This window comes from Sivoneniella epilithica UHCC 1019 (assembly GCF_040830845.1).
Lineage (GTDB): Bacteria > Cyanobacteriota > Cyanobacteriia > Leptolyngbyales > Leptolyngbyaceae > ULC077BIN1.
The window spans coordinates 72,327-94,532 of sequence record NZ_JBFPDP010000006.1; the positions used below are offsets into that span (position 1 = coordinate 72,327).

Annotated in this window: 19 protein-coding genes; 14 read left to right on the forward strand and 5 right to left on the reverse strand. The window is 49.3% G+C overall.

Going from position 1 to position 22,206, the window contains the following annotated elements; all coding sequences use genetic code 11:
• Positions 1-868: 868 nt before the first annotated feature.
• From AB3R30_RS05840 to AB3R30_RS05875, 8 genes are all read left to right on the forward strand, one after another.
• The gene (locus AB3R30_RS05840) at positions 869-2,590 is read left to right on the forward strand and encodes an extracellular solute-binding protein (RefSeq protein WP_458648213.1); all 1,722 of its coding nucleotides are present in this window, start codon (positions 869-871) and stop codon (positions 2,588-2,590) included.
• A gap of 93 nt (positions 2,591-2,683) precedes the next feature.
• Positions 2,684-3,409, forward strand: a complete 726-nt coding sequence (locus tag AB3R30_RS05845) for a hypothetical protein (RefSeq protein WP_458648214.1) — start codon at positions 2,684-2,686, stop codon at positions 3,407-3,409.
• 83 nt (positions 3,410-3,492) lie between these two features.
• Entirely contained in the window at positions 3,493-4,605 is a 1,113-nt protein-coding gene (locus AB3R30_RS05850; RefSeq protein WP_458648215.1) for a substrate-binding domain-containing protein, read from the forward strand.
• Between the two features lie 257 nt (positions 4,606-4,862).
• Positions 4,863-5,669, forward strand: a complete 807-nt coding sequence (minD, locus tag AB3R30_RS05855; protein WP_458648216.1) for a septum site-determining protein MinD — start codon at positions 4,863-4,865, stop codon at positions 5,667-5,669.
• Positions 5,670-5,699: 30 nt separating this feature from the next.
• On the forward strand, positions 5,700-6,194 hold the full coding sequence (gene minE, locus AB3R30_RS05860) for a cell division topological specificity factor MinE (RefSeq protein WP_458648217.1): 495 nt from the start codon (positions 5,700-5,702) through the stop codon (positions 6,192-6,194).
• Between the two features lie 21 nt (positions 6,195-6,215).
• Positions 6,216-7,091, forward strand: a complete 876-nt coding sequence (locus AB3R30_RS05865) for a shikimate dehydrogenase (protein WP_458648218.1) — start codon at positions 6,216-6,218, stop codon at positions 7,089-7,091.
• 18 nt (positions 7,092-7,109) lie between these two features.
• On the forward strand, positions 7,110-8,147 hold the full coding sequence (gene fni, locus AB3R30_RS05870) for a type 2 isopentenyl-diphosphate Delta-isomerase (RefSeq protein WP_458648219.1): 1,038 nt from the start codon (positions 7,110-7,112) through the stop codon (positions 8,145-8,147).
• A gap of 97 nt (positions 8,148-8,244) precedes the next feature.
• Positions 8,245-8,568, forward strand: a complete 324-nt coding sequence (locus AB3R30_RS05875) for a YkvA family protein (RefSeq protein ID WP_458648220.1) — start codon at positions 8,245-8,247, stop codon at positions 8,566-8,568.
• A gap of 103 nt (positions 8,569-8,671) precedes the next feature.
• Here the strand turns inward: AB3R30_RS05875 and AB3R30_RS05880 are convergent, their stop codons facing one another.
• Positions 8,672-9,865 (reverse strand): protein kinase domain-containing protein, encoded by a 1,194-nt coding sequence (locus AB3R30_RS05880; protein ID WP_458648221.1) that lies wholly within the window; start codon positions 9,863-9,865, stop codon positions 8,672-8,674.
• Between the two features lie 86 nt (positions 9,866-9,951).
• On the opposite strand from AB3R30_RS05880, the gene AB3R30_RS05885 reads away from it, so the two are divergent.
• Entirely contained in the window at positions 9,952-10,779 is an 828-nt protein-coding gene (locus tag AB3R30_RS05885; protein ID WP_458648222.1) for a hypothetical protein, read from the forward strand.
• On the opposite strand, the gene AB3R30_RS05890 is transcribed toward AB3R30_RS05885, so the two are convergent.
• Positions 10,746-13,757, reverse strand: a complete 3,012-nt coding sequence (locus tag AB3R30_RS05890) for a CHAT domain-containing protein (protein WP_458648223.1) — start codon at positions 13,755-13,757, stop codon at positions 10,746-10,748. The two genes, AB3R30_RS05885 and AB3R30_RS05890, sit on opposite strands and share 34 nt — an antisense overlap.
• Positions 13,758-14,390: 633 nt before the next feature.
• Between AB3R30_RS05890 and AB3R30_RS05895 the strand changes: the two genes are divergently transcribed.
• The gene (locus tag AB3R30_RS05895; RefSeq protein ID WP_458648224.1) at positions 14,391-14,708 is read left to right on the forward strand and encodes a thioredoxin family protein; all 318 of its coding nucleotides are present in this window, start codon (positions 14,391-14,393) and stop codon (positions 14,706-14,708) included.
• 61 nt (positions 14,709-14,769) lie between these two features.
• On the opposite strand, the gene AB3R30_RS05900 is transcribed toward AB3R30_RS05895, so the two are convergent.
• The gene (locus AB3R30_RS05900) at positions 14,770-17,214 is read right to left on the reverse strand and encodes a substrate-binding domain-containing protein (RefSeq protein WP_458648225.1); all 2,445 of its coding nucleotides are present in this window, start codon (positions 17,212-17,214) and stop codon (positions 14,770-14,772) included.
• Positions 17,215-18,053: 839 nt separating this feature from the next.
• On the opposite strand from AB3R30_RS05900, the gene AB3R30_RS05905 reads away from it, so the two are divergent.
• The 4 genes from AB3R30_RS05905 (at position 18,054) to AB3R30_RS05920 (ending at position 20,869) form a co-directional block, all read left to right on the forward strand.
• Positions 18,054-18,959, forward strand: coding sequence for a carbohydrate ABC transporter permease (locus tag AB3R30_RS05905; protein ID WP_458648226.1), 906 nt, complete (start codon positions 18,054-18,056; stop codon positions 18,957-18,959).
• A 147-nt stretch (positions 18,960-19,106) separates the two neighbouring features.
• On the forward strand, positions 19,107-19,412 hold the full coding sequence (gene grxC / locus AB3R30_RS05910; protein ID WP_458648227.1) for a glutaredoxin 3: 306 nt from the start codon (positions 19,107-19,109) through the stop codon (positions 19,410-19,412).
• Between the two features lie 5 nt (positions 19,413-19,417).
• The gene (locus AB3R30_RS05915; RefSeq protein ID WP_458648228.1) at positions 19,418-19,900 is read left to right on the forward strand and encodes a nucleoside deaminase; all 483 of its coding nucleotides are present in this window, start codon (positions 19,418-19,420) and stop codon (positions 19,898-19,900) included.
• Positions 19,901-20,026: 126 nt separating this feature from the next.
• A complete protein-coding gene (locus AB3R30_RS05920; RefSeq protein ID WP_458648229.1) occupies positions 20,027-20,869 on the forward strand; it encodes a lysophospholipid acyltransferase family protein in 843 nt (280 codons plus the stop codon).
• On the opposite strand, the gene AB3R30_RS05925 is transcribed toward AB3R30_RS05920, so the two are convergent.
• A complete protein-coding gene (locus AB3R30_RS05925) occupies positions 20,843-21,367 on the reverse strand; it encodes a hypothetical protein (protein ID WP_458648230.1) in 525 nt (174 codons plus the stop codon). The two genes, AB3R30_RS05920 and AB3R30_RS05925, sit on opposite strands and share 27 nt — an antisense overlap.
• A 67-nt stretch (positions 21,368-21,434) precedes the next feature.
• Positions 21,435-22,154, reverse strand: coding sequence for a hypothetical protein (locus AB3R30_RS05930; protein ID WP_458648231.1), 720 nt, complete (start codon positions 22,152-22,154; stop codon positions 21,435-21,437).
• Positions 22,155-22,206 lie beyond the last annotated feature (52 nt).

The following is a 22,206-nucleotide window of genomic DNA, read 5'->3' on the forward strand; positions in this document are numbered from 1 at the left end:
ACCGCAGGGCTAGACTTGCCCTAGGATAACAGACGAGCTATAGCAAAGAGAGGAGGGAAGTTTTGAGTTTTCAGCGATCGCGCTGTGGCGAGGGCGATCATGCTATTTACATATCCCTACCCCCTCGATCATTAAAATTCTCTAGTAAAAGTCCCCTTTTCGCATCATAAGCTTGTTGATACATTTCAATTGGTCGTGTTCTAGAGTTGTTGTTTCAGGTCAGATAGGTGAGCCAAACTGATAACGGTTAAGGAACAATTCAATCACAATGTCCTGCATTACAACGGACTTGAAAAAGGGCGTTGCTGAATCGAGATATGAAATTCGTAGGGGCAATCCCTTGTGGTTGCCCTTCATCTCCGTCAGGGTAGGCACAAGACCTACCCCTACAGTCAAAAATCATGCTTCTATTCAGCAACGCCTGAAAAAGCAAATGGTTTTTCGGGCTAAGCGCTTAATGCGAGTGCGTCAGGTTAAATGCTTGCGCTCAATCTGCTGATTTGTTGCTTGACTTCAGGCAAATATCCTCGAGACTCATACTGCAAAATAAAAGTGCGCCGAGGGCACTGTGAGTGTGACAAGAGTAGTGCTGTTTGCCGTCTGGAGTTGTGCCGTGTTTGATCACTTCAACGCCAGCCCATTGAGGGCAGTGAATCGGTTCTAACACGATGCTTGAGTCCTCTAGCATCGTAATCTTTGGTATCGAAAACAACAAATTTGAAACATTGTGATTTCTCCGAAATGGGCGATCGCGCTGATGAAGCCAGTGGTGTCAACTGCGATCGCGCAATGACGAGCAACTCCTGATAAATATGATACTAAGAAGGTTGATAGCAATTTCACATCGTCTTCTATCGGTATGGCACCTATGAACCAACGTTGGCGATCGTACAATCGAGTCATCATTCCTCTAGTTGGGCTTTTGCTCATCAGTAGCTGCACTAGACAAACCGACAATTCACCTCCCCAAGCTCAATATCCTGGTTTTGAAGTCAAATTTTTGGTGGGTAGTGCCCTTGCAGATGTTTGTAATCAGACCGCCGAAAAATTCAATCAACAGCGTCCCAAACTCGACAATGGCAAAGAGTTTTTTCTATCTTGCAAAGCAGCAGGCAGCGGCGATATTGTCACTGATGTCGTCTCAAAGGCACAGCAATTTAAGTTGGGCACACTTCCGGCAGATTCGCCAGAGTTTCCTACCCTGGTTTCAGTGGATGGCGAAATTTATCAAAGCCAGTTGATTTACCAAATGAATCAACTGTTTCCGGGGCAAAACTACATTCCTGACATTACCGATTCAACCCTAGTTGCCAATAGCCCGATGGTATTGATGGCGCAAGCGGATATTGCCCCAGGACTGCAAAAGCTGGATGACCCGTTTAAGGTGTTGGGCATCGCTAAAACGCATAAAGAGATCGATCCGGCGAGTCCGGCGATCGCAATCCACTACGTCCACACGGCTCCCACCCGCTCCAATTCTGGTTTGCAAACCCTCGTGGCACAGTTTGCTTCCGTTTCGGGCAAGCGTCCAGAACAAATGACCATAGACGATGTAAACCGCTATCAGCCGCAAGTGCAACAGATTCAAACCAAAGTCACCCGCTATGGCGTGTCTACAGACTCTCTCGCAAAGGCGATGGTGAAAAATGGCGCATTTTGGGCATCGGTTGGCTCAGTTTATGAATCTTCTGTGATTGCAGCCAACTCCACCCTCCAACCGGGACAACAGCGCTATCAGGCGATTTATCCTAAATCTACTTTTTCGTCTAATATGCGGGTGATTTTGCCCAAGGCTCCCTGGGTCAGCGCCGATGAAAAGGCAGCCGCAGAAAAGGCGATCGCCTATCTCCAAACCTCAGATGCTCAAGAAATTGTCACCAATTTAGGATTGCGACCTGGAAAGCCTGGAGTCGCTCTCAGTCCCAAATTCACCGCAGAGTTTGGGGTGAATCCACAGGCACGATATGACTCCTACCGTCCGCCCAAGCCGGAAGTCGTAAATGCCATGCTGAAATCGTGGCAGGTTGCTGCTAAAAAGCCGTCGCTGGTGGTGGTGGTGGTCGATTCCTCTGGTTCCATGGGCGGCAATAAACTTCCCGCAGTCCAAAGTACGTTGCAAACATACATCAATAGCTTGGGAGCAAAGGACAAAATTGCACTGATTGACTTTGATTCGGAGGTTCGCAAACCCGTGATGGTGGATGGCACACCGGAAGGACGCGATCGCGGCATCCAGTTTATCAGCAGCCTCAATGCCGATGGCGGCACACGCCTGTATGATGCAGCTCTGGCGGGTCGCAACTGGCTCCAGCAAAATCTCCGCAAAGATGCGATCAACGCCGTGTTGGTGTTGACTGATGGCGAAGATACTGGCTCTTCCATCAGCCTGGATGGACTCAGTGCCGAACTGCAAAAAAGCGGTTTCAACAGCGATCAACGCATTGCCTTTTTCACCGTGGGCTATGGCAAAGAAGGCGAATTTGACCCCAACGCTTTGAAAAAAATTGCGGATTTAAACGGTGGCTATTACTCTAAAGGCGAACCCGAAACGATCGCAAAGCTGATGGCAGACCTACAGGTGGAGTTTTAGAAGTGCGAAGTGCTAGGTACGGAGTTTTGAATTTTGAGTTTTGAGTTTTGAGTTCCCTATTCGCCGTTCGTAATTCGTAATTCGTAATTTGATATGAAACTGGCAAATCCTTTGTTGTATCCCTTATCTGTGCTGGCAGGTGCCGTGGTGTTGGTTGCTGGGGTGCGGCTAGTAAATCTGCCATCTTGGATGGTGTTGCCAGTGGCGGCAGCGATCTCCACGGGGGGTGCCATGGTGCAAAAAGCTGCTGAACCCGTGCCCATTTTAGAAAATCCAGCCTTGGAGCAGGAGTTGAAATCGGTGCGGTTGCAAGCAGGAAATTTAGCAGCGAAGGCAAATAGTTTACGCCAAGAGGCAAGCCGATTGTTGACTGAGGCAAATCAAATGGATCTGTTAGTGATGGTGCAGTCTGCCTGCGATCGCGCTGTAGAACTTCCCACCAAAATCGACCAGTTAAGCCGACGAATGCATGGAGCCGATTCCCTATTAGCCGTCGAAGATTTGCAGCAGCAGCTAACCGAAATCACCACGCGCATCCCCGCTAGTTCTGGGGTTGCCCGTGACCAACTCAACCGCCTTGCCGAGAGTCTGCGCCACAATATTCAACTAGCACGTCAAGGCGAAGATGCCCGTCAAGCCCAAGTATTGAGCCTGTCTACCCTGATTCTGGATTCGGCGGGAGTGCTTCAGGGAATGCAAAATCAAATTCGTACGGCTAACTTAACTGATGCAGGTCAGGCTGAAGAACTGCGATCGCTCAGCAACGAATTCAGCCTTTTTCAAGACCACATTGGGCTGATAACAAATGGCGAGGGGTGAGGGGCGAGGGGCGAGGGGTGAATGGTGAGTTTTGAGTTTTGAATTTTGAGTTTGTACTTTGCACTTAGGCAAGGATTTTAGTCATGAAAAATAAGGATCAACTAACTCGGCGATCGCTGCTTTCTGGTGCCATCATTTTTACAGCGTTGGTGTTGGCTTATGCGCCGATTCCTGGCTTGAGACAGGCGATCGTGGTGGTCAGCGGCACGGAACTTCAAGAACCGCTGCAAGCGATGGAAGCCAAGTTCAAACAGGCTCATCCCAACATCGACCTGACGCTTAAGTTTCAAGGATCGCAAGAACTGGTTAACAAGTATTTGAATGACCAGAACGACTTCAAACCCACTGTGCTGATTCCTGCCAATGGCGCACTGCTGAAGGAGCTAGAGACCCGTTGGAAAACCCAAAATAATAGTAACCCGTTTCACGAAGCGCCGCGTCCGGTGGCAAAAACGATGCTCGTGGCGATCTCCTGGGCTGAACGCGGCAAAGCTTTATTCCCCAATGGACGCTTCCGTTGGGATCGTTTAGAACAGGCAATGCAAAGTGGCTCTTGGGACAAAATCGGCGGACAAAAAGACTGGGGCAGCTTTGATTTTGTCATGACCGACCCCACCCGCTCCAACAGTGGACAACTCACCCTCAGCTTATGGCTGCAATCCAAACTGGGTGGAACGCTTACGCCAACTGGGTTGAATTCCGCGAATGCTCAATCCCTGGTGAGCCTAGTCAAGCGATCGGTGTATCAACCGCCCCGATCTAGCGATACGCTGCTGCAAGAGTTCATTGTGAGGGGTCAGAATGATGCCGATCTGGCAACGGTATACGAAAGCAACGTGCTGTACCGCTGGCAGCAATCTGCCACCACTCAGGGCAAACCCTACCAAATCTATTACCCCAATCCCACCATGGAAACGACTTCCACCGCCGCGATCGTTCAGCGTGACGTGGATAGCGGCAAAGCCAACGCCGCCAAGCAATTTCTTGATTTTCTTACCCAACCCGAACAGCAGGCTGTCTTTGTGCAATATGGCTTTCGTCCTGTGAACGCTTCCGTCGATCTCCAATCTGTGCCCAATAGCCCTTGGCGACAAAACATTCCCGGCAGCGAGGTCAAGCCGACGACCCAGATCATTCCGTTACCCGATGCACCCGTGATTGAAGAAATTCAAAGATTATGGGAGCGATCGAACTAAAAAGTTCATCAAAACTATTAAGCGGCTCAAGAGTAGCTGGTGGACGATGAATATGAGCGAGTTGAGGGAAAAAATTTGGCGGAAGAAGTCTTGTAACCTGTCCTGTTCCTATCTTGAAATCTCTAACTTGCAATTCCTACTTTCACCATTTTGGCGCTTTTCGAGTATAAGGAAGGCAAGTTTGATATGGTTGTATAACTCAGGGCGTTCCATGGGTTATGACCAGCGTTTAGTTGTTTAGTGATGAACCTCATTCCATGAGTCGCGTTATTGTAGTCACCTCTGGTAAAGGTGGGGTAGGCAAAACCACCACTACCGCCAATTTAGGTATGGCATTGGCAAAGCGGGGTCGCAAGGTGATTGTGATCGATGCGGATTTTGGGTTGCGAAATCTTGATTTGTTGCTAGGTCTAGAGAATCGGGTTGTTTATACTGCCGTGGATGTGTTGGCAGGGCATTGCCGATTAGAGCAGGCATTGGTTAAAGACAAGCGCTTTCCCACGTTGATGCTGCTGCCAGCGGCGCAAAACCGGACGAAGGATGCCGTTAAGCCAGATCAAATGAAGCAGTTGGTAAATGCGCTGACGAAAGCGTTTAACTATGTGCTAGTGGATTGCCCCGCAGGAATTGAGATGGGGTTTCAAAATGCGATCGTGGCAGCCAAAGAAGCCTTGATTGTGACCACGCCCGAAATTGCGGCAGTGCGAGATGCCGATCGCGTGATTGGGCTACTCGAAGCTAATAACATTAAAAAGGTACGTCTAATCATTAACCGTTTGCGACCCGCCATGGTGCAGGCAAACGACATGATGAGCGTGGCAGATGTGCAGGAAATTCTGGCAGTTCCTTTAATTGGTGTGGTTCCTGATGACGAGCGCGTGATTGTGTCTACCAACAAGGGCGAACCCTTAGTCTTATCAGAAATTCCCTCCTTGGCAGGAACCGCCTTCGACAACATCGCCCGCAGACTAGAAGGTGAAACCGTTGAATTTATGGATCTGAGTGTGCCAAACGATGGGCTACTGACTCGTCTTCGCAAAATGTTCTCGACCAAGCTGTTCTAAAAGTCGTCCCCCACTCTACCTTCGTGCTTCATGTTATTTGAACTGATTGAACGTCTCTTTGCTCGCCCAACCAACAGTCGTCATGACGTGAAGAACCGATTGAGATTGGTGTTGGCACACGATCGCGCCGATTTGCCACCCCATCTGATCGAATCCATGCGAAAAGAGATTCTAGAAGTCGTGTCTCGCTACGTTGAGCTAGATACTGAAAGTATGGAATTTGCCTTAGAAAGCAATCAGCGATCAACGGCTTTGATTGCCAACTTGCCGATCCGTCGGATTATCTCTTCCACAGAACCCGATCGCCCCGCCACTGAAGAGATTGCCATTCCCGAAGTGACCTTAACCGAAGCAGGCGACCCGATCGCGGCATCCACTCCCGAAACTGCACCCATAGAAGCACTACTTAATCCCGCTAGCCCATCTGAAACACCTTTAGATTCTGTAGAAGTGGCAGATCTTGAATTTTCTCCTGTATCTCTGGACTCCGCTACAGAGCCAGCTAAACCAGAATCGGTGGCTTAATCTATTCTCCTGACTTAACCTGTGATTACTGGTAAAACGAAGCTATTGGGCGTAATTGGACATCCGGTGTCCCATTCTTTGTCGCCCGTAATGCACAATGCCGCGATCGCCCATCTTGGCGTAGATTTTGTGTATTTGCCGTTGTCTGTGCAGCCGCAAGATTTAGCAGTCGCGATCGCCGGATTTGCAGCGATCGAGCTAAAAGGTTTTAATATTACCATTCCGCACAAGCAAGCAATCATGCCGTTTTTGACGGAAATCAGCCCCATTGCTCAGGCGATCGGTGCAGTAAATACCGTTTGGCTGAATAACGACAACACAGGGGCAGGCTGGAGCGGCACGAATACGGACGCGATCGGCTTTCTGGCTCCACTCCAGCAGCTTGACCAGGTTTGGGCAGAGACAGACGCAGTAATTTTGGGCAATGGCGGTGCAGCACGAGCCGTGGTTGCAGGTTGCGCTGAGTTAGGCTGTCGATCAATTCATGTGGTCGGACGCGATCGCACCAAACTAGCCGCCTTTCAGCAAAGCTGGGCACATTCAGCTATAGCACCCAGACTTCAAACCCACGAGTGGCATGACTTAGCCAGCCTGATTCCTGCCGCAGGCTTAATCGTCAACACCACCCCGATTGGAATGCATCCCCAGGTTGATCAATCTCCTATAGAGCTTTCCCTGCTAAAAATGCTGCAACCCGGCACGATCGCCTATGACCTAATCTACATTCCAAAACCGACGCTGTTTTTGCAGCAGGCAGCCCAACAAGGCGCGATCGCGATCGATGGTTTAGAAATGCTGGTGCAGCAAGGAGCCGCCGCTCTAGAAATCTGGCTCCAACAGCCTGCCCCCGTTGAGGTGATGCGGCGATCGCTTCAGCAACATTTGAACCTCACGTAATGTATAGATTTGCCACTTATGGATCTTTCAGCAGAAACTCAAATCCGCAAGGCAGATCATCTCCGAATTTGTTTGGATGAAGATGTGCAATTCCGTCAAACGAGCAGTGGCTTAGAGCGCTATCACTTTCTTCACTGCTGCCTTCCCGAACTAGATCTTCAGAATATTGACCAAACGACCACTTTTTTGGGTAAATCGCTGTCTAGTCCACTGCTCATTTCCTCTATGACAGGTGGTACAGAGTTGGCAAAAACGATTAACTTTCGGTTAGCGGCGGTTGCCCAGCGCTATGGATTGGCGATGGGCGTGGGGTCTCAGCGGGTGGCAGTAGAAAATCCAGAAGTGGCATCCACGTTTACGGTGCGATCGCTGGCTCCCGATATTTTACTGTTTGCCAACTTAGGTGCGGTGCAGTTGAACTATCGCTATGGTCTGGAGGAATGCCTGGAAATAGTGGATCTATTGGAGGCGGACGCGCTGATATTGCACCTAAATCCAGTACAAGAATGTGTGCAAACCAAGGGCGACACGAACTTTCGCGGATTGCTCGATAAGATTGCGATTCTGTGTGAAAAGTTGCCCGTTCCAGTGATTGCCAAAGAGGTCGGCAATGGGATTTCAGCGCTGATGGCAGAAAAATTGATCGCCGCTGGGGTAAGCGCGATCGATGTGGCAGGCGCAGGCGGCACCTCTTGGGCAAAGGTGGAAAGCGAACGGGCACAGGATGCTCGACAGCGGCGGTTGGGGGCGACTTTTGCAGATTGGGGTATTCCCACCGCAGAGTGCATTACCTCAATTCGGGCAGTAGCACCGACCGTGCCGCTGATTGCTTCTGGCGGGTTACGAAATGGGCTGGATGCCGCAAAAGCGATCGCTCTCGGTGCTGATCTTGCAGGGATGGCAATGCCGTTCTTGCAGGCAGCAAACGAGTCTGAGGAAGCAACCAATCAACTGGTGGAAATTTTGCAGGCAGAGATTGCTATCACAATGCTGTGTACTGGAAATGCAACCCTAGTAGACTTGAAACAATCTACCTCCTTGCAGAGGCAAGAGTGATGCTATTACGACAAAACTAGAAGGTATCCACACCAGATCTTTCAAATCGAATCTGGCAGGATCAATAGTGTAGTCAGTGTAGTCAAAGGTTAAGCAAATGAACTTCTCACTTGAGTCTTTGTATAAGTGGTATCGCGATGTGATTCGCAACCCAAAATATCGCTGGTGGGTAATTGGTGGCTCGTTGTTGTATTTGATCAGCCCACTGGATATTTCGCCCGATATTTTTCCAATCATTGGCTGGATTGACGATGGCGTGATTGCTGGTCTATTGGTAGCAGAACTTTCTCAAGTGTTGCTCACCCGACTCAAGGGCAAGAAAGAAACTGCTCCAGTTGATCCGGTTGATGCAGAAGTTGCGGCAAACGCTACGGCGGCTGAAGGGTCATTTGTAGATGTAAACGCTGTGGCAATGAAGTAAGTGCTAAATGTAAGTGTTAAGGGATGCGATCGCGGTTCAGATCTCCTTTAAACCCCTTTTAAACAATCAATGCTTTAGATATAACCATCTAAGGCATTTGGCTTTAAAAGCCAGAACTCGTGTAAAGCTTAAGATGAGCGCGATCGCTACGGGCTTGTCTAGCTTGAAATTTAGCTCTTCGCTCTCGAATTGCCTCAGCTTGACGCATTAGCGGGGGAATATAGCCTTCTAGGATAAACTCTGGCTCTGGTTTAACATGAAGCCCTGTTGAAACATCGGTCATACAGGTGCGTAGAGTATCCCAGTCTGCCTCTAACTGCAATGCTTTCATGACATCGGTTGCCGAGTGATACCGCTCATGGGCAGAAATTTTTAGCATTCTGCTTAACACTCGCGCCAAATGATCGCTCACATCAACATAGTCCCGCCATCGCACTTCGCCAGTCATGAACTCATAGTCAAAGTCCAACGGTGATTTGCCAGACAATAAATATAAACAGGTAATTCCTACGGCATACAGGTCGCTGGAATAGACCGGACGGGATGCTAACTGTTCTGGCGGAGCAAACCCGACCGTTCCAACAAACTGGGTTGTCGAGTGCCGCAGACTGGATTCTTCTGTCTGGGCAATGTGTTCTTTGACGGCACCAAAATCGATTAGCACCAGCCGACCGTCATCTTTACAGCGAATTAGGTTGGGCGGCTTAATATCTCGATGAATCACATTATTATCATGAATGTATTGCAGCAACGGCAAAAGTTCACGCAAAAACTGTTTAACGGCAGTCTCAGTAAACGTGCCAGATCGCCGCACTTCTTTCGCTAAAGTGTTGCCGCGAATAAATTCTTGAACTAAATAAAACTCGCCTTCAGCCTCAAAATAATCTAGCAAGAGCGGAATCTGAGCATGACTACCAAGGTTAGCCAGGGTTTTAGCTTCTTGCTGAAATCGCTGACGGGCACGCTGCAAAGCAATAGCATCACTCACTTTAGGACAAAGCTGCTTGATGACACAGAGCGGCTCTCCTGGAAGCACCACATCTCGGACTAAGAATGTGACTCCAAAGCCCCCTCGTCCTAAAATTTTCAAGATTTCGTAGCGATCGCGAAACCGTTGCTTTGTGCCACATAATCGACCCAAGGGAGTTTGACTCAGCACATTTGCCCGAAAATTGGTTAGATCAGCCAGCGAAAATTCCATTGGATAGCCGAACCCGATTTCAAGAATTCCCCTTTCCAGTCTATGAATAAAACGGGGGGTGTGGGGGAAATCTTTACCGTTTAAAGTTTCTGGCATTTCAACGGTCTAGTGCTTGAATGTTAAATTTAGATATAGATATAGGTGTACTAAGCGATTTTTGCCCGACTCGTCTATTGAGTTCCATGGTAAAGCAGCCAAATTTTAAGACGGTGAAAGCATCAGGTGAGGGGAATTTCCAGGCGTTTAATCAACCCCGGAGAAGCCATTTTCAGCCATTATTTAACTTGAACGATCGCTTGAAGCGTCATCCCATTATTTTTTGGAGCCTGATCTGGATCGCGATCGCCTTGCCTTCGGGATTTGCCATTGGCAGTTTAATGAACCCTAACGCCGAGATGCCAACCGGAGCAATTGCTCAAGATTCCGAGATCAAAGCGGCTCAGCCAATGCCAAAACCTGTTCCCGATGCTGGACGACCGCCGCTGTGGGTGTTTGGCGCGATCGCACTTAGCTGTACTGCAAGCTGTTTTGTCCTTGCCCAGTACATTAAGCCAATTGAGATCCAAACATCTGAGAGTGTTTTGGAGGGTGAGTTTGAAGAAACAATCGCAATGATGCAGCCAAACTTTACGCAGCCAACCTTGATACAGCCAACCCTAGAGGAGCGATCGCCGCGCCAGATAGTAGGTTCTAGACAGCCTTCCAAACAGCCTTTAAAGCAGTTGCAATCCTATGAATCCGTTGAAGTATTGCCCTTTATGTCACCAGAGCGATCGCCGCACGTTCAACCATTTGCCATGGAATGGGTCGCTGCAACCCAGTATCTTGAGACTTCTTTGGCGACAAACGATTTAGCGACAAACAACTTGACAGAGCCAGTTCCAGTCACGCTGACTCCGCTTGAAGACACCCCGCCGCTTGATTGGGGTGAGGCACGATTAGCTGATGTTATGGATCTACGACGACGCTACCCGCTTCATTTCAAAGCTAACAACAATTCCCAGTCTTGAATCGTTTTTTCAGACCACATCCAGGTCAGCCGTAGGGCTGCGGGAGTGAAGTTTACGGGGTCGGCAGTGAGTACTTGTTGCCGTAGTTTGATCGCAACGCTGCGGGCTGCGGCTTGCTTTTCGGGGGCTTGATTGTCTGCCAGCTTGAGCGATGCTAGCGCTAGACCGGCGTAAGATTGCAACGTTTCCCGATTGGGGGCAAGATTGTCACCAGTAGACTTTGGGGTTTCTCTAGATAAAATCAGCGCCTGTGACCAGGCTTGTTCGGCGCGATCAAATTTGCCCTCCGCATAATAAGCAAACCCCAAGGCGTTTTGGTAGCGGGGATTGGGTTGTGCTTTTAATCCAGCATCCCAAAACCGACGTGCTGTTTGAATGCTATGGGCGCGATCGCCCGAGCGATCGCCCGACAGCCAAAGCTCCCACGCCAATCTGCCTTTCAAAAAATTGATGATTGGATTTGCTTCATCTTTGCTTAAAACTGTTTTGAGAACGGTTTCTGCTTCTTTACGCCATTGTCGATCTAGGAGTAATTCGATCGCGGGTTGCGCTTGATCAATATTCCCTTGACTAATCTGCTCGGTGGCTAAAGTGACTAAGGCAGGAGAACTCATCTGGTTTAAGTCATTTCTGTTATCTGATGGAGTAGGACTTGGAGCCACTCCTGGAGGTAAGGGAATGCTAGGAATCGCGTCTAAGATTTGGGTATGAAACGCCCACCCACCGAGCAAGGCAGACAGCGCAAAAATACTAGACCCTAACCAAAATAGCGATCGCTGGGGTTTGGTTGCCGTTGAGGAGGGTTTTGCAGAATCACAACTGGAGCCAATAGGCGCAACTGGAGATGATTTAGCGGGTACTGGGGCTGGAAATTTGGCTGATGATATCGATGACAGACTAGGGCGATACAACAATGCCTTTAGATTGTTGCTGGCATCGGTATAGTGTGGATCTAGCTCCACTGCCTGGGTGTATGCTTGCACCGCTTCGCTGAGGTTGCCTTGCTGATAAAGCGCCAATCCTAGCCGATTGTAGGCAATTGGTAAATCAGCGTTGAGGTGTAGCGCTTGGTGATAAGCCGCGATCGCTTCGGCTAAATAGCCCTGCTGATAGAGCGCCCAACCCAGATTAATGTATGCCTCAGCACTCGTTGGGTTAGACTGCACGGCTCGGTTTCCAGCCGCGATCGCATCGGTCAAAGTGCCCATTTCTGCTAGCACAGTTTCCAGTTCAGAGTAGACTTTTACATCCACAGGCTGGGCGATCGTAGCGGTAGAGGTGTAGTTAGAAAAAGACAAAGATGCCCGATTGGAATAACCACCTGATCCACCAGAAGGCGGCGAATCGGGATGATCAGGCAGCGTCCAATAGTCGTCTAACTTCGTGTCTGCATCGCCATCCGCCAACAAATCTTCGCCAGGAATCGCAGGCAATAAGGGTTCATCCGGCTCTAGCACCGTTGGGCTATCGGAAACCTCATCCATCCACCGAGAGGACAGAGCTTGTTCTTTGGCAAGCTCCAAGTCTTTGGCTTTTTCTAAAGCATTGACCAGTTTGATGACATCGTCTTCTTCCACCGAAAACTCTAAGTCTTCAAACTCCAAGTCTTCAAACTCTAGGAGGTAATCGGCTTCGCTCAGTTCAACCGGATGCGGTACGGAAGGATTTTCTGCGGGTTGAGATCGCTCTGAAAGACTCTGAGGCGACAATTGAGATAGGGCTACCTCACTGCCGTCATACAATCCGCCAGCAGAAGGGGTATCTAGCGACATGCCGTGGTTGGCTGCACTGGCTGGAAGGGGTTGTAGATAGCCATCAAATTTAGGATGCAAGTAGAGGATCGGTAGCGCCCAATAAAGCTGATCTGAGCTATAGGTAGAAATCAAGCCCTGTCGCGATCGGCTCAAGCTGAGATCCACCGGATAGCCCTGTTTTAAGTTGCGATAAAATAACCGACTCAGATTCAGCGCCACCTCATCCGGAATCTGCTCTGCCATCACCAGCACTGCCGGAATTCCTCGTTTGACCAGAGCCTCAGCCAGATTTCCCTCTGCTTCACTGCTCGATTCTACTGTGGCTGAATACCCGCCCCGACATGAATTAAACACCGCCATGCGAATGCCATTGTTGACCAGCAGTCCTGCTAGATCGTCGCCACTCAACACCTCACTGAGTCCCGTGCGGCGATTCACCAGGTAAAGGTTGCCGCCTGCCGCGCTGAGGTTGCTATGTCCGGCGTAGTGTAAAACTTGGTAATGGTTGTGTTCTAGGGCTTGAGTCAGTTGCTCTCGTCCGGGCTGCTCCAAAATAGTTAGTTCAATCGTGGGATGCCCCGTACCGCTGGAGGAGCCTTGCAGTTCTTGTTTTAGCTGTTCTGCTTCTTGCTTGAGCGCCAAGGCATCTTGATCGGCAGGAACAGCTAAAACCATCAAGATTTTGAGCGTGTGGGGCGATTCGTTCGTCCAGGCTTTTGGGTCAGAGCGATGGGATTTGACAATGGAGAAGCTGGAATGATAGCGGGAAAAGACGACATCAGTTCCCGTGGCGAGGGGGCGATCGCTCGCATACAGTACCTCCCACGGTAATCGATGCAGCCGAGTTCCTTTCAAACCTAACCGAAAGCGCAGTCGTTCCCGCCGATGCTGGGCAATGCCTTGAGCCGTCATCCAGCTATCTCGAATGGTGCCTTGAAACACTGCACTATAAAGCCGTTGTCCAAAGGTTGCCAGGTTGGTGGATAGAGCGCCATCGGTGGGCGATCGCAAAGATACTGGGTTGAGTCCACCCCCCATATTACGATGCTGGAGTAAGCCGAGTAGCGGGTCACCCATTAACAGACTAGCTTCCGTTAACCAATCTTCGACCGACCAAATGACCTGTTCTTCTGCTAATGGCACACCGGGCGCAACGTCTTCAGTTCGCACCAAATATTCATTTTCTCGAACTGGCGTGACAGAAAGGTGAAATTCCTGGGTCACAACTATCCTCCCAGAAGACTATAGACGTTGCCGTTGCGATGCGTACGATCGTGTCCATCTCTAGTAAACAACTACTGACGGCATTAATCAGGTAGAAACGCAGTTTGAATCAACTCTTCATAGATTTTTCATGCAAGCTACAGAGGTTCTAGGAGGCTCATTTAACATCCTAAAAAACCTTGGCTTGTTAGAAACCACTCACTGACGTTCTTTCTAACTTTCCCTACTGTGGCGTATAACGATCTGATTCTGCAAATATGCATACTTTATGATGAAGCGTGCGTAAACTTTACTGGGGTCTGTGTCAGTTTGCTAACTATAATTTCCCGGAGGTTGCTTCCCAAAATATCGCTGTGAGATACAGCCGTGAAATACAGCGATCGCCTTCAAAATGGCTTACCCATTTTCCATACTCTAGAAACTTTTTTAGAAACTATCCGGACTGCTTCCCTATCTCAAGAATGATGGAGTGGTAGATGCACCCTAATTTAGCACCCTGACCCCGTAATGGGTTGGGGTCTTTTTTTATCAATGCTTTTACCGATACCAAAAAACTTATTCAATTTGTATCTATCTTAGCTAGGTTTATAAGTGGATAGTAGTCATTAAATGTGACGTAGGAGTACCCCACTGATGAACCGAGCCGTGATTAAATTCTCTTCAGAAGAGTGCGGAATTTGCCACAAGATGGCATTTTATGACCAAAAAGTGGCGGAAGAATTAGGGTTGCAGTTCATTGACTGCAAAATGCAAGATCTGGCTACTTATCGTAAATATCGCAAGATTTTGTTGAGCCAGTACCCCGATAAAGCCGAAATGGGCTGGCCCACTTACCTAATTTGCGACGCGCCAGAATCGGAGGAATTCAAGATTTTAGGAGAAGTAAAGGGAGGACATCCCAAAGGCGAGTTTAGAAGCCGCTTGCAGGAAGTGTTGGCAGAAACAAATTAGGTTTCGGGTTTCGGGGGCAGGTTTCGGGTTTTAGCATTGGGTTTTAGGGAAAACTCAAAACTCAATTTAAGGGGACTAATCCGGTTTGGTGAAGCAGGGTTTGACCTTCGCGGGTTTTGAGCATTTCGGCAAATTTTTCGCCGATCGCAGGGCGATCGTTGCGGCGAGGAGAGACGATCGCGATCGGATATGCCAAAGGATAGCGTCCACTTGTGATCAGTTCCACGCTAGGTCGATAGCTGCCTTTTTTGTCGCATAAATCAGTCGCCGGGTCGATCGCTCGGTTATCATCCAAAACCACTGCCTGCACTGCTGTGTTTGCGGCAGTTTGCACGGCTAAAGGATAGACAGAACACTGCCCAACCACTTTGCTTAAGGAACTAAACCCAATGCCGCCAATTTGCCGCGATTCAAAATCTCGAATGATGGTGCGAAACAGTTCAAAGTCGGGCAAGGTTTTGACTAGGGCTTGACGGCTGCTACTCCCATCAGCGGTTGGTTTCAGTATTCGTTGATGAAATACACTGATGGATTCTGGGTTGGCAGGTTGATATAGATTAACGGGCAAAACTGAGGCTCCTAGTTCCTGCCAATTGGTGATTTTGCCGCTGTAGAGTTGTTGGAGTTGTTCTAAGCTAATTTTGCCCTGAAGCTGCTTGGGTAGGCTGTTATCGCGGTTGGAATAGCTGAAGGCGACCACAAATACTAAGCCGTCATGGGCGATCGCGGTTGCTTTGAGATCGTCGGGTAATGGTTCGATTAAGGGCACCACTGCAAAGGCGGCTTTGCCTGACTGTACTTGGGCGATCGCTGCCTCTAGTGATGCCACAGGTTGATAGTCAAGCTGCAAGTTGGGTTGGGCTGCTTGCAGCCGTTGTTCTAGGGTTTGCCCCTTTTGGATCAAATCAGGCTGTTGTAGCACATAGCCCCAAATGCCGCCCGTTGCCGCCGTGTAGGTGAATTTGCCCGCAGGAATACCGCCCACATCTTTTAGATTTGCCAATTGGGGCGCAACAGCGATGTCAGGAGTTGGGTCGGGTTTGGGCAGCAAGAGCCAGATTACCCAGGCTAATATGCCGATTCCTAGCAAGCTCAGCAGCCCAATTAACCAAAGTGGAGTTTTTGGCTTGGAAGTCGTTTCTGCGATCGCTGAGTCATTGAATAGCGGCATAATCGTTAGCTGGGGCGATCGCGCCAGTTCTCGCCGCGCCACTTCTGCGCTTTCAAACGGCACATCTATTCCCATTAACCGCAAAATAAAACTTTTCAAAAAAGGATCTGCCGTCTGCCAGTGTTCGCGATTTCGCGGATCAAGGGGCTGTCCCGTCTCGGTTCTTGTCCTGCCAGCCAATAAGTAAAAGGCAACATAGCCCAAATCGATTAGATCTTGAGTCGGTGAAGCGGGAGGGGCAGTCAGCATGATGGGGTCAAACAGGCGCTCCCAGAGGGCTAGATCACAAAGATAAATGAAGTAAGCTGCATCCAACAGACGGCTCGACCCGTGACCTTGGGGAAGAGTGCTGCTGGAAAGGGGGCGATCAAGAAGGCTGCCATTTTGAAGGCTGTTATTTTGAATCTCATTACTTTGAATCCCGTTACTTTGAATCCCATTACTTTGCAGGGTGGCGCTTTGCAAGCTCACATCTGGCTCATTTTCACTGCCAATCAGCAAACTATGAAGGCTAATATTGCCATGGGCAATGCCTGTTTGGGTTTGACCAGAGGGCAATCGAAACTTTTGCCCATGTAAAAACTCTAGGGTTTGCAGCACTTGATTTAAGACCCAGCGCACTTCTGCATGGGTCAGCGCTCCGTGACTGAAGTAGCGGCTGAGGGTGGGATAAGCGCCGCGTTCATCCAGGATGAGATAGCACCGTGCTTGCAAATCATCCGCGATCGCATCAAGGGCTTGCACTAGACGAAAATCCTGGACTCTGCCATCTGCTAAGCTTAATCCCGCCAAATTTTTGAACGCTGTTTTCTGTTGTTGGCTTGCTGCGGCATTGAAATAGGGCTGAGGCAGGAGATATTCCTTAACAACCACTGGCTGATTGCTGCCGAGTTGAATGGCGGTATATAGCCGTCCGTTGCCCTGTCTGCCCAGCCAGCGCTCAATCTGATAGCCGCCGCGTTGCCCCCGTAACTCTGCTTTATCGGGCAGCAGGGTCGGAAAATCGCACCCTGGGCAGGTTTGAATTGGAGTTCCTTCTGGGGTGGTCGGTTGGCAAAGATTACAGCTAAGCGGATCGCCCTGTTTGCAAGCATAGCGCTGGTAGGTTAAGCCACCGATTGGCGAGGGGAAGGCAGGCAAGCTTTGAGTAGGGGCGATCGCGGCTGGTGGATAGAGTTCTCGCTGTACTTCGTCCACAACGGGCTGCATCCACTGCCAGCGCGCCAACAGTTGCATTCGTTCCTGCCGCTCTTCGGGTGGATAGCGCATCAAAAACGTGCCGTAGCGCTTAACACACGCTTTCACAGCCGTCCTTGGAACCTGTTTTAGTGCCATTTATCGCCTTTTAGACAACTTCACTTAGCATCTCACACCCATATGCTTAGCACTGAGTTGTTTCAAGTGTCCAGAGTGCCAACATAATCGGTATCGGTTGAACTGACAAATTAGTTGAACAAAACTCTATTTTGGTTTGGGGTGCATAGCGATCGCCCTCTAACCATTTCTAGTCTTATCAACATTCATCAAAACGGTAATGTTTCAAATTTGTTGTTTTCGATACCAAAGATTACGATACTAGAGGACTCAAGCATCGTGTTAGAACCGATTCACTGCCCTCAATGGGCTGGCGTTGAAGTGATCAAACACGGCATAACTCCAGACGGCAAACAGCACTACTCTTGTCACACTCACAGTGCCCTCGGCGCACTTTTATTTTGCAGTATGAGTCTCGAGGATATTTGCCTGAAGTCAAGCAACAAATCAGCAGATTGAGCGCAAGCATTTAACCTGACGCACTCGCATTAAGCGCTTAGCCCGAAAAACCATTTGCTTTTTCAGGCGTTGCTGAATAGAAGCATGATTTTTGACTGTAGGGGTAGGTCTTGTGCCTACCCTGACGGAGATGAAGGGCAACCACAAGGGATTGCCCCTACGAATTTCATATCTCGATTCAGCAACGCCCTTTTTCAAGTCCGTTGTAATGCAGGACATTGTGATTGAATTGTTCCTTAACCGTTATCAGTTTGGCTCACCTATCTGACCTGAAACAACAACTCTAGAACACGACCAATTGATGAAGAACAGAAAATAGACTGGGAATCGCGATCGCCCATTTCGGAGAACCCACTCCTTCAGCCCAGTATGATGAGCTAGAAGACTTGCGAAAATTTTCTATGCTTAACTGGAAACCAAAAAATGGCGATCGCCTCCTAGCCAAGCTCACGCCGTACCTGTTTTTGCTACCTGCGTTGATGGTGCTGAGCCTGACGGTTTTCTATCCTGCCCTACAAGCCTTCTTTCTCAGCTTCACCCGCTATGAATATGACCTGACCCAGCCGCCTGTATGGATTGGCTTCAAGAACTTTCAGCGCCTTTGGGTTGATCCCATTTTTTGGCAAACCTTCCGCAATACTTTTCTGTATCTAATTTGCGTTGTGCCAATTTTAGTCACCGTTCCGCTGGCATTGGCGATTTTAGTGAATCAAAAACTGCGTGGCATTCAATGGTTTCGAGCCGCGTTCTATGTGCCTGTGGTGATTTCTATGGTAGTTGCGGGTATCGCCTGGAAGTGGCTCTATGCGGACAATGGCTTACTCAATCAGGTTTTGAGGATGGTGGCGATTCCAGCCGTGCCTTGGCTCACCAGTCCCGTTTTGGCAATTTTTAGCGTCATGGCAGTAACGGTGTGGAAAGGGCTGGGCTATTACATGGTGATTTACTTAGCAGGTTTGCAGGCGATTCCCCAAGATTTGTATGAGGCAGCGGCGATCGATGGCTCCGATGGCATCAAAAAACATTGGGATATCACGGTGCCGCTGATGCGCCCCTACCTGCTGCTAGTGGCGGTGATTTCTGCCATATCTGCCACCAAAACTTTTGAAGAACTCTACATCATGACCCAAGGTGGACCGCGCAATAGCTCCAAAACCCTGGTCTACTACCTCTATGAGCAAGCTTTTCAAAACCTGGAAATGAGCTACGCTTGTACGATCGGGCTAGTCATGTTTTTGCTTATCTTAGGCTTATCAATTCTGCGATTGAGCCTAGAGCGCCTAACTGAAAAAGTAGAGTCGATTTGAGCTAGGTTTTCCCAACGGAAAATGTTTATAGCAGAGCGCACAGCCCAAAGTCCGATGTGCGGAGTCAAAAACTCAGAACTCGTCATTCGCCATTCATAATTCGTCATTCGTCATTCGTCATTCGTCATTCGTCATTCGTCATTCCCTATGAAACTCCTCAACTCCTTGCTGGGTCGCCATCCAAAAAAGATCACCGCCAATGTAGAAATTTACACTTGGCAAACTTGCCCATTTTGCATTCGCGCCAAGCTGCTGTTGTGGTGGAAAGGCGTGAAGTACACAGAGTACAAAATTGATGGAGATGAAACCGCTCGAGCAGCCATGGCAGAGCGATCGCAGGGTCGTCGTAGTGTACCCCAAATTTTTATTAACAATCAGCATGTGGGCGGCTGTGATGATATTTACGCCCTAGATGCCCAAGGGCAGCTTGATCCCTTGCTGCAATCTGCATAATTGGCGTGAAGGATTTACTAGATGACCCAGAGTATCAAAGGCACTGCCGTTGGATGGAACGGGCGATCGCCCTCGCTGAGGCGGCAGGAAACGCAGGGGATGTTCCCGTAGGGGCGGTGATTGTGGATTCTCAGGGAAAGGCGATCGCTGAGGCGGCTAATCGTCGAGAGCGAGATCGTGATCCCACCGCCCATGCGGAAGTGCTTGCTCTTCGCGCTGCTGGCACTGCCTTAAATACTTGGCGTTTAGATGGTTGCATTCTGTATGTCACGCTTGAGCCTTGCCCGATGTGTGCGGGTGCCTTGGTGTTGGCACGGCTGGGGATGCTCGTGTATGGTGCAGACGATCCCAAAGCGGGAGCCATTCGCAGCGTGTTAAATCTACCGGATAGTGCGTGTTCAAATCATCGGTTTCCAGTAATTGGTGGTATCTTAGAAAATTCCTGTCGTCAGCAATTGCAGGCATGGTTTGCTGATCATCGCTTTTAGTGAAGGTGGTATCTGTCACATGACACCCCTCAAACTGTCCCAAGCATGAAGACAGGGTATTTAAGGACATCTACGGTAGAAATTAATTATTTCTATCTTTGCATCTAACCGCTTTTCATTAGTATCATGCGATCGCTTAATTCCCTGTCCTCGGTTGAATCGCTTTTTAAGTCTGCTTTCTCTGTTGATGACGAAACAAAATCTGAGGTATTTGAGCGCAACTGTTCAGCGTCTCAACCCTTAGATTCGGTTGATTTGTCGCCTAGTCGAAAAGCCGCTGCGCCTGCTCCTTCACGAGTTTTACATTGGCTGATGGCGCTGTTTTATCCATTGGGACGCTATTTTGTATTGCCGATTTACTTCAAACGGATTGAGGTTGTTGGCAGAGAGCATTTGCCCTCTAGCGGTCCAGTGATTTTGGCTCCAACCCATCGCTCTAGATGGGATGCCATGACGCTACCTTATGCCGCAGGACATGATATTACCGGGCGGCATCTCCGTTTTATGGTGTCGGCGAACGAGGTTACCGGGTTACAAGGCTGGTTTATTCGACGGATGGGCGGGTTTCCAGTAAACACAGATCGTCCCGCGATCGCGAGTTTGCGCCATGGCGTGAATCTACTAGAATCAGGCGAAACCTTAGTTATTTTTCCTGAAGGCAATATTTATCGCGAAACCCATGTTCAAGCGCTGAAACCAGGATTGGCGAGGTTGGCGGTTCAAGCAGAAACCAGCCGTACTGAGCTTGGCATTCAGGTTGTCCCGATTAGCATTTACTATAACAGTCCCTTAGTTCCTTGGCGTAGTTGTGTTCGCGTTGTCATTGGCGCTCCGCTCCACGTTCCCGACTATTGTCAGGGTTCTCCTAAACAAAATGCGAAGCGCCTGACAGCCGATCTTCAGACTGCTATGGAAACATTAGCCTTAGAAAATACGGAAAACTCATCTCATACCAAAGAGGTTTCCTAGCCTTACTTTTAGGGCGACATAAGCGGGTAGTTGGTAATGTTCTACTAAAAGCCATGCCACCATCAAAAAGTGAATGGAAAACGAAAGTGCTATCCAAACGGTGGGAAACCAAGACCAACCGCTGTCTTCTAGAGGTGGAAATGTGTGGGAAGACAGCCAGATTAGGGCTGGCGGCAAGATGCTGATTACAGCGCCCATCAGCCAGACGGCGATCGTCAAATCGACATCAACCCTATTTGTGGCTTGCCATTGGGTGCCCATCCAGCGCCACGTTGCAGGTTGAGAGCTATCTTCTACTCGAACAGTTTGTTCGAGTAGATCTGCCGTAAAAATGTGACGACAAAAATGGCAGGAATAAGCATCCATTAGCACGATCGCCTCAAGAGTGCCATGGCGACAAACTGGACAAATATAGCTGCCGTTCATCTCCAAGCTACGACGCTCAGTACTTTTACCTAGGTGCGCTTTCAAGTCTTTCGATGGGCTTTCAGATTGCATTGGACTATGCCTCGTGGGTTCGTTGCGCTAGTGGATTCACTTAACGCCGTGTTCGCACCCCTACAACCTACCCTAAGGACTTACGAATCTCAACTCCATTCTGTTGTAATACCACTACTGGATCGGCACTTTCTGCTGCTACAATTCGCTTCACCAGCACTTTGCCATTTTCTAAATACTCGCCCACAGCCACATACCGACTAGAGACAGCACTCGGTTCTTTCACAATCACAGTCCATTTGCCACCCACTTGGACTACGCCGTTCACTGCGATCGCATCGGCAACTGAAGTCCGTGATGGGGGCGCAACTGGAATTACCACAGGCGGCAGGCTACCGGGTGGCATAGGAGATAAATTGGGTAAAGAATTGGGAGACGCACCCACCGCGATTGAAGGCAGCGGCAGCGATGGAACAAGCCCCACTGAAGTAAGTGGCTGAGACGGCAGCTTGCTGACACTGCGAGGTAAAGGCGATATTGCTACCCTAGCTGGAGCAGAACGGGAAGAGATGACTATTGGCTGCAAACCAGGCACAACCGCAAATGGATCGCGACGACCCGTGACAATACTAGGAATGCGAGTTGCTGCGTTGGTAGGCTGCAACAAACCCGGCACAGAGCGTGCGATCGGCTTGGGGGAAGAGTTGATCAGCGGTGTTGAAAAACTTTGTGCATCAGGTGCAGCCGTTTGATTTGCCTCAGATTGAGCCTGTTTTTCACCTGACTCACCACAACCGACTATTAAAGTGACGATACCCAGAATGCCAAGCCACAATTGCCGTTTCATCGCTGGCAACCTCCTTCGTTCAGTTCAAACTAGACCTAGGATAGCCGCGTTC

Bases quoted from the DNA above. Each gene is read 5' to 3' on its own strand.
- AB3R30_RS05850 (WP_458648215.1), top strand. From the start codon at position 3,493: ATGAAAAATAAGGATCAACTAACTCGGCGATCGCTGCTTTCTGGTGCC.
- AB3R30_RS05920 (WP_458648229.1), top strand. From the start codon at position 20,027: ATGCGATCGCTTAATTCCCTGTCCTCGGTTGAATCGCTTTTTAAGTCT.
- AB3R30_RS05880 (WP_458648221.1), bottom strand. From the start codon at position 9,865: ATGCCAGAAACTTTAAACGGTAAAGATTTCCCCCACACCCCCCGTTTT.
- AB3R30_RS05930 (WP_458648231.1), bottom strand. From the start codon at position 22,154: ATGAAACGGCAATTGTGGCTTGGCATTCTGGGTATCGTCACTTTAATA.
- grxC (WP_458648227.1), top strand. From the start codon at position 19,107: ATGAAACTCCTCAACTCCTTGCTGGGTCGCCATCCAAAAAAGATCACC.
- AB3R30_RS05845 (WP_458648214.1), top strand. From the start codon at position 2,684: ATGAAACTGGCAAATCCTTTGTTGTATCCCTTATCTGTGCTGGCAGGT.
- fni (WP_458648219.1), top strand. From the start codon at position 7,110: ATGGATCTTTCAGCAGAAACTCAAATCCGCAAGGCAGATCATCTCCGA.
- AB3R30_RS05840 (WP_458648213.1), top strand. From the start codon at position 869: ATGAACCAACGTTGGCGATCGTACAATCGAGTCATCATTCCTCTAGTT.
- AB3R30_RS05895 (WP_458648224.1), top strand. From the start codon at position 14,391: ATGAACCGAGCCGTGATTAAATTCTCTTCAGAAGAGTGCGGAATTTGC.
- AB3R30_RS05885 (WP_458648222.1), top strand. From the start codon at position 9,952: ATGGTAAAGCAGCCAAATTTTAAGACGGTGAAAGCATCAGGTGAGGGG.
- AB3R30_RS05925 (WP_458648230.1), bottom strand. From the start codon at position 21,367: ATGCAATCTGAAAGCCCATCGAAAGACTTGAAAGCGCACCTAGGTAAA.
- minE (WP_458648217.1), top strand. From the start codon at position 5,700: ATGTTATTTGAACTGATTGAACGTCTCTTTGCTCGCCCAACCAACAGT.
- AB3R30_RS05900 (WP_458648225.1), bottom strand. From the start codon at position 17,214: ATGGCACTAAAACAGGTTCCAAGGACGGCTGTGAAAGCGTGTGTTAAG.
- minD (WP_458648216.1), top strand. From the start codon at position 4,863: ATGAGTCGCGTTATTGTAGTCACCTCTGGTAAAGGTGGGGTAGGCAAA.
- AB3R30_RS05905 (WP_458648226.1), top strand. From the start codon at position 18,054: ATGCTTAACTGGAAACCAAAAAATGGCGATCGCCTCCTAGCCAAGCTC.
- AB3R30_RS05875 (WP_458648220.1), top strand. From the start codon at position 8,245: ATGAACTTCTCACTTGAGTCTTTGTATAAGTGGTATCGCGATGTGATT.